Below are 10,738 nucleotides of genomic sequence, written 5' to 3'. Positions count from 1 at the left end.
TGTGGCGACGGATGAAGCTGTGGGAGCTGCGGTCCTACGAGCAGGTCATCAAGCTGGAGCAGGACCGTCTGGTCTACCAGGCCCGTCTGCACTCCCGCTTCGGCCGCGCCTGGCGCCGCAAGGCCCCCGTGGAGTCGCTGATGCCGCTGCGCCTGGCCCGCTACGGCGTGCCCCTCGCGGAGACGGCCCCGGCGGGTCTCGCCGCGGCCGGCATCGAGCCCGCTGTGCTGCCGACACCAGCGCCCGTGGCGATCGAGGCGTCCGCCCAAGCCCCGGCGGCCTCTGCTGGGCACAAGCACCTGGAGTGGGAAACGAATCAACCGCCTGACGTAAATGTTCAGCAGGCCCCGGAGCAGGCCGAGTCGCAGGCGCAGGTGCCCCTGGCGCAGAGTCCAGCAGTGCAGGATGCCCGTGAGAATGGTCTGTTCGCTGACGCCTACCAGTCGTGGGTTGCTCAGTTCCTGGTGGCGCCCACGCCCGGCCAGTTCGCCCTGTTCCTGCAAGAGCATTTCGCCATGACAACAGCAGCAGGCGACCCGCTGTCGGATGGACAGTTGTCCCCCATTCTGACCAGCCTGCGACAGCGCTACGAGCCAACCACTACCTCACCTGCTGAAGCTGGGCAGGCCCGTGATGACGTGAACTGGGAGGACTTCTTCTACCGGGCCTGGATCGACTTCGCACACGAGTACGGCAGATACCCCGACGCGGCCGCCCTGGCTCGCTACGTCTTCGAGCGCGATGGCATCACCACAGCGGCCGGCGAGCCCCTCGTCGGGCAAGACCTCAACGCTTTCGTCCACGCCTTCCAGCAGCGCGACTTCGGTGAGAACGAACTACCCGCCAAGAGGGCGCTGGCCGACCCCGGCACAAAGAAGAACGCTCCAGAGCCTGCTCCGTGCATGACGCCTCCTGCCAGCACAGGAGCGCAGGCAGCCAAGGAGGTACCAGGCCCGACAGTGAATGCATCCATCGACGCGCAGCAACCGCCAGTGACCCAAAAAAGCGCCCTCACCGTGGTCGACCGGTATTACCTCGCGTGGAAGCACTACCAAAACGAGCACGGCCAGGAGCCCACAGACAAGCAACTCTCCACAAGCCTCGCAGGCCTCGGCGTGATCGGCCGCGGCGGCAGCCCCATCAGCCCCTCCACTCTGCGCCGGTACTTCCTCCAATTCCGCATCTACCAGATCTGGGCAGACCACCGACTTGAGAGCGCTGTTCCCTCGCTGCAGACCGTGGCGCAGGTTTGTACACAGCGTGGAATCACCGCTCAGTACAACCGGGCCATCACCACCGACGACATCCTCAACCACACACACGACTACGAACGCCGCTGGCAGACCATCAGAAGCCACCAAGCCGAAGCACGGCCCTGATTCCGCGGTCCCGCGATTAGAGGCCGGTCATCCCCGAGTGCGGGGAGCAGAGCTGCTCGTCCCCGCACTCGGTCACCTTGCCGGGACCATCCCTGCGCGTGCAGGGAGCAGTTGCACCACTTCTCGCTGTCGTGGGCGGACTCGGAACCATCCCCGCCGCCCGGCGGCTCAGCCTCAGGCCAGGGACCTCAGCACTCTGAGCCAGTCGCCGTAGTACGTTTCCTGCTCCTCGACCGTTCCGATGTCGGACGCATCGGCAGGCGCGAAGGTGTCCTTCACATCGTTGAGGGTCGTCGGCCGTCCCATCCGGCGCACCTGCACCTTGAGGCCTCCTCCCATGTCCCGGTTCATCCGTGACGGGTAGGCATCGCGGCGGGCACCGTTGCAGCAGATCCGGATGCCCAGGGGCTCCAGTCGCCGCCTAACGGAGACCAGGCACTCGAACAGGTCAGACTCCGAGGATGAGAGCTCACCCAGGCCGTCGATGGAGACCAGGAGGGTGGCTGTCTCCGTCAGCGTCCAGCTCAATCGTGCATCGGCAGGGGAATCACCTCCGTCCGCCCGGCACAGCGGGACAGTCTCACTGCCTTTCATAGACCAATGACTCCTCGTCCTCGATTTCCCAGAACTCGTCGACCTTCCAGGCCCGGACTACGTTCGCCCAGGGAATACCCCCCTTGAAGGCGACCTCTAGCTCATGCGGCGAGGGACTCGCGGCACCAAGGGTGCCATTCACGTCGATGCCGCCTTCCATCTCGATCTCATAAACGTACGCCCCGGGCCGGGAAAACTGACTCATTGCGATGTCTCGCTTTTTCGACGTACCGACGAAGGCACTATGGTTCCGCTTGGCATCTGCATACTCAGCAAGAGTCGTTTCGCTTTCCGGCGCCTGAGGCTGGAAGCCGCCGTCAGCCTTAATCGTCTCAGGCGACCGGAAGTCGCCACGGAAGTACGGCCCGGAGCCCTCCGCCTTCACATGTTCAGGACCGCAGGTGTTGTGCACCAGGATCGCCGTGGCGCCCGCTACAACATAGTACGTGTGGAGTTCACGGACGGTGAGGTTCCAACGGTCCGCTGCCCCGGGTGTGATTCGGATGGAGACGACGTAGGCGTGGCCGTTGGCCGCGGTGTTGAGGGCGTCTCCGCTCCGGAGTTCGCCGGCCGGTTTCCAGGTGTGGGTGGTGTCGTCCCAGAAGGGGTGGTTGGCGGTGGTGTGCAGGATTGCTGTGTGGCCGTCCTTGTCGCGGACGGTGACGTCGAGCAGGTCCTTGTCGTGGTTGATCCAGATGTGCTGAACGGTGCGGGCGCCCTGGTGTTTGCCCGTCTTGGGGTTGGCGGCCTCGACCTTGTCGCCGGTCTTGATCTTGCCGATGGCCTTGGTCTTGCCCCCTGCCATGAGCACAGGCGTCTCGGGCGAGAAACTGCACCGTGAACCGCTGCCGGATCCTTCGGCCGTGGTTCCCGAGTTGCCCGTGCTGGGTTCGTCCGGTGCAGCCGCTGCCCTGCTCGAGGAGGCTGCCTCGTCCTGGGCGCTGGCCTTCTTGGGCGCGGCGGCGTTGGTGCCCGCGGAGTCGCTCGTGGATTCCTTGCCCGCGCCCGAGGCGGCGGCCGCGTCGCCCGAGCCGCTGCCCGCGTCGTGGGGTGCGGCATCGGCCGAACCCTTCGGGGCCACGCCGGCCTCACCTGCGCTGCCTCCTGCGGGTGGCGAGTCCCCTGCTTCGTCGGCTATCGGTTCGCCTCCGCCGCAGCCCATGGCCATGCAGTCGGCGCCACCGACCAGACCACCGACCGCACCGACTGCTTCACCGCCCGCTATGAGGCAGGCGGGTGCCGCAAGCACGGTTCCCGCGCAGGTGACAGCGGCCACGACCACCACCACGACCACGGCCACGACGGCGACCACGGTCGCGACCTTCTCGGCGACAGGGAGTGCCTTGGTGAAGTAGTGCCCGGCACATCCCCAGAAGCCCGAGCAGCCGCTGCTGTGCTTCTTCGTTCCGCTGGAAGTGGAGGTGGACGAGTACACCTTGTCGTTGGCGGCGGCGCACTTGGCGCTACAGCCTCCGCCACTGGAGTCCATCATCTCCATCAGGCCGCTCGGGTCGGAGGAGCTGGCCGGATTGTCGCCGGCGTAGGTGTAGCCGCCCATCTGGTTGGGGTCGCCGGGCTCGAAGACCGGGTCGGGGGTGAGGAAGCGGCCCAGGACGGGGTCGTAGTCGCGGGCGCCCAGCAGGTTCAGGCCGCTGACGGGGTCGGCGGGTTGTCCGAGGAAGCCGTGGTTCTCGTCCGCAGCCACCCAGGAACTCGGCTTCACACCGCGGGCGTTGCCGAAGGGGTCGAAGGAGCGGCGGGTGACGGCCAGTGTGGAGGCGTCGACGGCGGTGACGGCGGTGCCCTGGCCGTTGGCGACCTGGTAGGAGACCGTCCCGGTGCTGGAGCGGGTGACGGTGGTGCCGTCCGGGCCGGTGATGTTGCGCAGGCCGGTCCAGGTCTTGGCGGAGACGTTCAGGGTGATCTGCTCGGCACCGCCGAAGAGATAGAGGATGCGGGTCTTGTCGACGCCGTCGACGGCGACGGTCTGTTCGAGCAGGCCGCCCTGGGCGTCGTAGAGGTACTTGCTGGTGTTGGTGTGGGCGCCGGAGGTCGTGGCGACAGTGGCGGTGCGGCCCTCGGCGTCGTAGGTGAAGGTCTGCCCCTGGCCTGCGGGGACCGCGCCGGTGGCGGCGTTGGTCCAGGTCTGGCCGGTGCCGCCGCAGGCGGTGATGGTGAGCTGGGTGCCGGTGGTGGCGGAGGCGGCGGGGTCGGTCAGGCACATCGCGGTGTTGGCGTTGCTGACCAGGGTGCCGGTGGTGGTGGCCTTCCACTTCTGGGTGGCGTCGGTCTTGCAGGTGTCGATCACCACAAGGGTGCCACTGGTGGTCGCGTTGCCGGTGGTGTCCAGGCACATGCCCAGGACCTTCACCGTGCCGTCGGTGCCGATCGTCCACTTCTCGCTGGTGGCGCCGTTGCAGGTGTTGACCTGCACCTTGGTGCCGGCAGTGGTGGAACCGCCAGCGTCGTCGATGCACCGCTTGACGCCGCCGGTGATGGTGAAGGAACTGGTCAGCGGACCGGTGGAGGTCACCTTCCGGCTGATCGTGTCGCCGGCGTTCACGTTGCCGTGGGCGGGGTCGGTGTAGGTCGGGGCGATGGTCGCCGTACCGGCCGGGTTGGTGAGAGTGGCCGTGCCTGCCTGGTCGGGCAGGGTGGCGGGCGCCGTACCGTTCGCGCCGGGGTAGGTGACGGCCTGGGTGGTGTCGTTGAGGGCGTTGCCGGTGGTGTCGTGGTTGACCGTGCCGGTGCGGTCACCGAGCTGGTCGTAGCTGTAGCTCTGCCAGTAGGGGGCCGGGCCTCCTACGGTGGAGGCGGTGATGGGAGACGTGGTGGTCGTCTGCACCCGTGCGGTAGTACAGCCGCCGACCGCGCCGGGGGTGGCCGCGTTCGGGTCGGTGATGCCGGCGGTGTCGGTCCAGGCGGTGGTCAGGCGCTGGAACGAGTCGTAGGTGAAGCACTGGGTGTCGTGCGTGGTGTTGTCCTGCAGGTCGTCGATCGCGGTGAGTTCGCCGGCCTGGTTGTAGCGCAGGTTGGTGACGTCCAGGGCGTTGGCCGAGGTCTGCAGCATGCTGCTGGTCTGGGTGACGCGCCCGGTGGTGGCGTCGTACTGGGCGAAGGTCGCCAGTTCCTTGCCGGTGCGGCCGTAGTTGGCCTGCAGCACGCGTCCGAAGGCGTCGTGGACGGCGGTGTCGAGGTAGGCGGGGGTGTTGGCGGAGTTGATGAAGCCGCCGATGCCGTCGAGGTTGCCCTGCTGGGTGTAGCCGTAGTCGATGTCCTCGGCCGGCAGGTTGCCGTCAGCCTGGAAGTGCGTGGTGGACAGCAGGCCGGCAGTGTCGGTGTAGTGGTTGGTGGTCGTGTAAGTGACGCTGCCGGATGCGGGTGCGCTGGACTGGCCGGCGGCGGCGAAGCCGTCGGAGGACGGGACGGTCAGCGTGGTGCCCAGCGGCTGGTAGGCGGTGTTGTAGGCGGTGACGGCCTGGGTGTAGGCGGCCCCTGAGGCGCCACCGACGTAGCGGGTGGCAGAGGTCGCATGGCCCTTCTCCAGCGTGTCGTAGACGTGGGAGACCAGCAGCTTCGACTGGTCGGGGGTGGCGGACCAGGCGGCGGCATACTCGGCCGTGGGCCGGTTGTCCCAGTCGTAGGTGAAGGACATGGCCTGGCCGCGGGCGTCGGTGGTCTGCAGCAGGTTGCCGGCGACGTCGTACTTGTCGAACGTGGCCGTGCCGGTGTTCGGGTCGCTCTGGGTCAGCTTCTGGCCGAGCAGGTTGTAGGTGTACGACCAGGTGTTGCCTGCGTTGTCCTTGATCGAGTCGACTTGGCCGGCGGGAGTGTAGGTGTACTTGGTGGTGGCGTCGGCGGCCGCGACGGCGCCCGCGGTGCCCTGCTTCCACAGCATCGTGGTGCCGTTGGAGGCGACGACGGCCGTGGTGGAGTCGTTGCGGACCTGGAAGGTGGCGCCGGTGGTGGCGGTCAGGCCGGTGGTCCACAGCTGGGCTGCGGCGGTGCTGTAGATCACCAGGTTGCCGTCGGTGCCGAACTTCGCCCAGGCGCCGGCGTGGCCGGATGTGCCCGACGACCACATAGTCGCACCTGTCGCGAGAGCGGACAGGACAAGGTTGCCGTCCGACTGCATCGTCAGGCGCACGCTGTCAGAGGTCAGCGATGTCCCGGACGGGATCACCGAGCCCGCGGGCAGGGTGATGGTGGAGCCGGTGTTCTTCACCACTGTGCTGGTGGTCTGGCCGACGGCGTTGGTGAAGGAGGCGGTGGAGCGGCCTCCGGCCGCTGCCGTGGTGTCGACCTCGTCGGCGCCCGGGTAACTGGTGGAGGCGTGCCACTGCTCAACGGCCTGGTGCCAAAGGGTCGCCTTCAGGGGCCTGCCCTCACCGTCGTAGGCGGTGGTGGTCTCCGAGGGGATCTGGTTCTCGTTCGCCGCGTACAGCGTGGTCGAGGGGAAGTTGTTCGGCTCCGAGTACGGCGCGTAGGCGGCTGTCTGCCAGCCGTGGGAGTCGTAGAAGGTGTCGGAGATGACCCGGCCGGAGTTGGAGTCGCCCATGGCGGTGGCCTGGGTCTGGCGGGGCTGGAGCATGCCGTCGTAGATCGAGACCGACGTCGCGTACGTGCCGTCGTCCCGCAGGGACTTCGTGGTGACCGACGTCGGCGCGCCGGGCTGGGTGATCGTGTCGCCGGGTGCGGGGACGGCGCCGGGGTTGATGGAGTACGCGAAGGTGCGGTCCGCGCTCTGGCCGGCTGCCTTGTCCCGGCCGGGCAGCCACACGGCGGTGCGCCGTCCGAGTGCGTCGTAGGTCATGTCGGTCTTGCGGCCGTTGGCGTCGACGCTCTCCAGGGTCGCACCGCGCAGGGCGTCGAGCGTGGAGGTGACCTTCCATCCCTTGCTGTTGGTGGAGGTCTCGCCGGTGGCGTTGGTGTTGTTGCCCGCGCTGCTCCAGGCGGGACTGAAGTCGGTGTGCGTCTTCTGTCCGGTGGCGTCGTAGGCGTCGGTGACCCGGCCCGCGCCGTCGTAGCCCATGGCCGAGGTGGTCAGCCAGTTCTCCGTCGTGCCGGTGTAGCCGGTGGCCGTCTGTGTAGCGGTCGACTCGCCGGAGGCGGAGACCTTCCCGAAGGTGCCGAGCCCGGCGGGGGTGCCGTCACCGAGGTAGTAGATCTTCTTGTCCGTCAGCAGGTTGCTCGCGCTGGCCGCGGTGGTGCAGTCACTTGCGACCGAGGTGACCCGGTCGGGGTAGGACAGCATCATCGTGTTCGACGACGGTGGGTCGGCGTAGGTCGTGGTGGCGCACTTTTCCTGCTTGGGGTCGACGCCGTCGCCGTGGGCGTTGACGGTGGACAGCCGTCCCTGGCTGTCGTAGGTGGTGTCGGTCTTGGTGTGCCGCCACGTGTTGTTGGCGAGGAGTTCGTACTGGAGGGAGCTGCTGCCCTTGATGCGGTGTGCGGTGAGGTCGGGCAGGGTGGAGGGGTCGGGTTTGGTTCCGCCTGGATTGTCGTCCTGGGTCCAGGCAGTCCAGGAGGTCTGGGCGGCGGAGGCGGTGGTGGTGAAGGTGAACGGGCCGTTGATGCCGACTGCGTCGACTGTGCCGCCGGCCTGGGTGTAGTTGGTGTCCTGGAAATCTGTGCCGGCCAACTGGTCGGCGTCGGTGACGCTGAGCACTGTGTTGCCGTCGACCTTGGCGTCCACGCTGACGGCGCGACGGGTGCCGTCGGCCTTGTAGTCGCCGTCCATGCCCTGCAGATATGTGGTGGTCTGCTGGGTGACGGGTTCCGGGGCCTGCCCGGTCTGCACGGTGACCGTGCGGAATCCGCGGAACTGGTCCCAGGTGCGGTACTGGTCGTCGGTCTGTGCGGAGTTGTCACGGTGCCAGGCCGGACCCGAGTAGCTGTAGTGGGAGACCTGCGTCTCGGAGCCGGCCGGGTTGTTCTGGGCGTCCGGCTTGTACTGGCCGGCGATCGTCAGGTCGGAGGTGGCCACGCTGTCGACCGTGACCTTGTTGAACCAGTCCGCGATCGGCTTCGAAGCACCGGGGACGGTCCAGTAGACGGGGTAGCAGGATTCGGTGTTGCTGTCGGCTTGGGAGATCGAGAGTGTCTTGCCCGCGCAGGGGGCCGTGTTGTACTCGACGGCGATCGACTCGCCGGTCTCCGTCTGGATGCTGGAGATCCGCGGCCGGTACAGCGGTGGCGCGGACGGGGAATCGTCGTTGACCCGGTTGTCGATCTCGGTGCCGGTGAACGACACCTGGTTCAGCGCGATGTCGCTGTTGCCGTTGTCGTAGGTGCCCTTGCCGGTGTGGCGGAGGGACTGCAGCCACATCACGGCCTGCAGCATCCCGGCGTCCTTGGGGTCCACCGTGGTGCCGGTGACCGGGTCGACGGTGCCGCCCGCGTCCGAGTAGACCTGCCCCAGCTTGTAGGTGTCGACCGCGGTGAGCTGGTCGGTGGCCTTCACGTGGACCTTGGTGGTGATGGAGTCCAGGCGCGTCGTGGTCCAGAAGCTGGGGCCGGAGGTGACGCACACATCGGCCGGAACGGTGGTGGCGCCGTCGGGAAGCTTGGTCTTGTCCGTGGAGTCGCAGTGCAGGTCCCACGGCACGTCCGGCCAGTGGGTGGCGGTGCTGTCCTTGAGGTTGTCGGCCGAGCAGTCGGTGAACGTGCTGGTCGTCTGACACCGCTGCGCCAGCCCGAAATCGACCTCGGCGGCAGGAGTGCGGCCGGCCTGCTCGTCATCCAGGGTGTAGCCGTACGAGATCAGCGTCAGCGCGCCGCCTCGGGTGTACGAGGTGAGCGTGCCGGTGTCGTCCGGGTCGTCGCTCGCGGCCGCCTGGCCGCCGCCGAGGTCGTAGTAGTTGGACTCGGTGGTGTAGTCGTAGCGCTGCACGAAACCGTCCGGCGCGACGACGAAGTCGAGGTTCCAGCGCCAGCCTTCGGGCTTGTCGCACTGCGACGACTTGCCCTTGGCGTCATCGTGGCAAGGGTCCGTCGAGCGCGGGTGCAGGACGGGAACACCCCAAGCGGAATGCGTGGAGGCGTCGGCGGGATCGGCGGGCATGGCGGTGCTCGTGCCGGGGTCCTTCGGCGAGTGGTCGGCCCCGAAGTAGGCGGCGGTGCCGTCCGAGGTCAGCACCCGGTAGTAGACGCCGTCGTGCAGCCCGTTGGCCGCGCCAGACAGCTCCTGTACGAGCGTGCCGTCGTCGCCCTGGATCCGCCACTGCTTGATCTCGCCGGGCACGCCGGAGTCGACACCGTCGGGCACCAGCACGCCGGAGTGCGAGCCGAAGGAGAGCATGGCGTTGTCCCCGCCCCAGCACTCGTCCCCCGAACCCTTGACGAGCTTCTTGCCGTCGGAATCGAGCAGCGAGCTGCAACTGCGGTAGCGCCGCTCGACGTATCCGACTTGGTAGCTCCAGCCGTCGCCGACCCATGAGGCCTGGGAGTTGCGGGCGGTGGTCTCCCCGTCGACGGACTGGGAGTCGTAACCCAGGCCTACCGAGGGCGCGTTGCCGCCGATCGCGGCGGGCACGGAGATCGGGTAGGAGTAGGTGAAGGAGCCGGTGGCCGACGCCTGCCAGGTACCTGCGCCCGACAACTCCGTCGCCCCGTAGTCGCCTTGGGAGCCGGAGGCGCCGGATGTCACGGCGAGCGCCGTGGTGCCGGCGGCCGCGGTCAGCGGCGCGGTGCGCTCCGACATCGCCTCCGGCCCGTTCGCGCTCTCGGACGGCTTGGGGGATGCGGTGTTCTGGTCGGGATTCGGGGATTCCGTGGCAGTGGTCGGCTTCTCGGTGTTGGTGGCGTCCGGGGACTGCGAGGGGCCGGTACTCGCGGTCGGCGTCGAACTGGCCGCGTCGTCGGATGATGTGGGACCGGCCGTGCCGTCGTCGCCGGACGCGGAGGCCATGGTGACGGTTGCCGTCAGCTGCCCGGCGGAGGCCCGGTTGGTGAACTTCAGCGGGGTGGCCTTCTGGCACTCCGCCTTCTCCGGAGTGGTCAGCGCACAGCCCGGCAACTGCACGAGCCGCAGCCGGGAGCCGTAACCGCCGCCGTACGCACGGGCGATGGCCGAGTAGTCGATGACCACCTTGACTCGGTCATGAGCGGTTGCGGTGCCGGAGGAGCTGCCGGCAGGGGTATTGGACTGTCTGCCCGAGGGGGTGATGCCGAGGAGCATGCCGTTGGCGCCGGTGCGCAGTGTCTGGGTGTGGGAGGCGGCCTGCACCTGCACGGAGGCGACGCTCTGCTCGGTGTCGGCGGGCGCCACCCAGACGGGTAGGGAACCTGCCTTGACCGGCTTGGTGCTGCCCGGCGTGCCGAGGTCTACAACGGCGGTACCGGCCTTGGGCCACTGCTTCGCCTGCGCCCGGTAGGTGGCCAACGGCTTGTAGCCCTTGGGGTGTCGTCGCACCTTCGGCTGTAGAAGGTGTGACCCTACGGCTTTGGTGGTGGGGAGATTCTTGGGGCGCCATACTGTGCCGTCGAAGGTGAAGCCGCCGTGGTGGCCGAAGCCGTCGTCGCCGGAGTGACCTGCCATGAAGCCGGGCATTCCGAATCCCGTGGTGACAACTACCGGCACCAGGAGCGCGAGCAGGGCGATCGGAACGGTCCACAACCCGAGTCCGCCGAGGAATTTCCGGTGCCACGTTCCCACGAACCAGCGCCGTCTGCCACTCACGCCTAAACCCCCCACCAAACGGCCCTTTTGAGGGTCCGTCACACCGTTCGATCACAGGTGCGCGATCGAATCCGGAGATTAGGTA

2 protein-coding genes and 1 pseudogene are annotated in these 10,738 nt (G+C 67.9%); 1 reads left to right on the top strand and 2 read right to left on the bottom strand.

Going from position 1 to position 10,738, the window contains the following annotated elements:
- Positions 1-1,379: pseudogene (locus tag ACWEBX_RS26355) on the top strand (hypothetical protein); the annotation flags it as partial.
- 174 nt (positions 1,380-1,553) lie between these two features.
- Here the strand turns inward: ACWEBX_RS26355 and ACWEBX_RS26350 are convergent.
- Complete coding sequence (locus ACWEBX_RS26350) at positions 1,554-1,973, bottom strand: hypothetical protein (protein ID WP_451887289.1); 420 nt, start codon at positions 1,971-1,973, stop codon at positions 1,554-1,556.
- Positions 1,960-10,653, bottom strand: a complete 8,694-nt coding sequence (locus ACWEBX_RS26345) for a scabin-related ADP-ribosyltransferase (RefSeq protein WP_451887288.1) — start codon at positions 10,651-10,653, stop codon at positions 1,960-1,962. The genes ACWEBX_RS26350 and ACWEBX_RS26345 overlap by 14 nt, the downstream gene beginning before the upstream one ends.
- Positions 10,654-10,738 lie beyond the last annotated feature (85 nt).

Source organism: Streptomyces sp. NPDC005070 (genome assembly GCF_053600395.1).
This window is presented reverse-complemented; position numbering and strand designations above follow the sequence as displayed.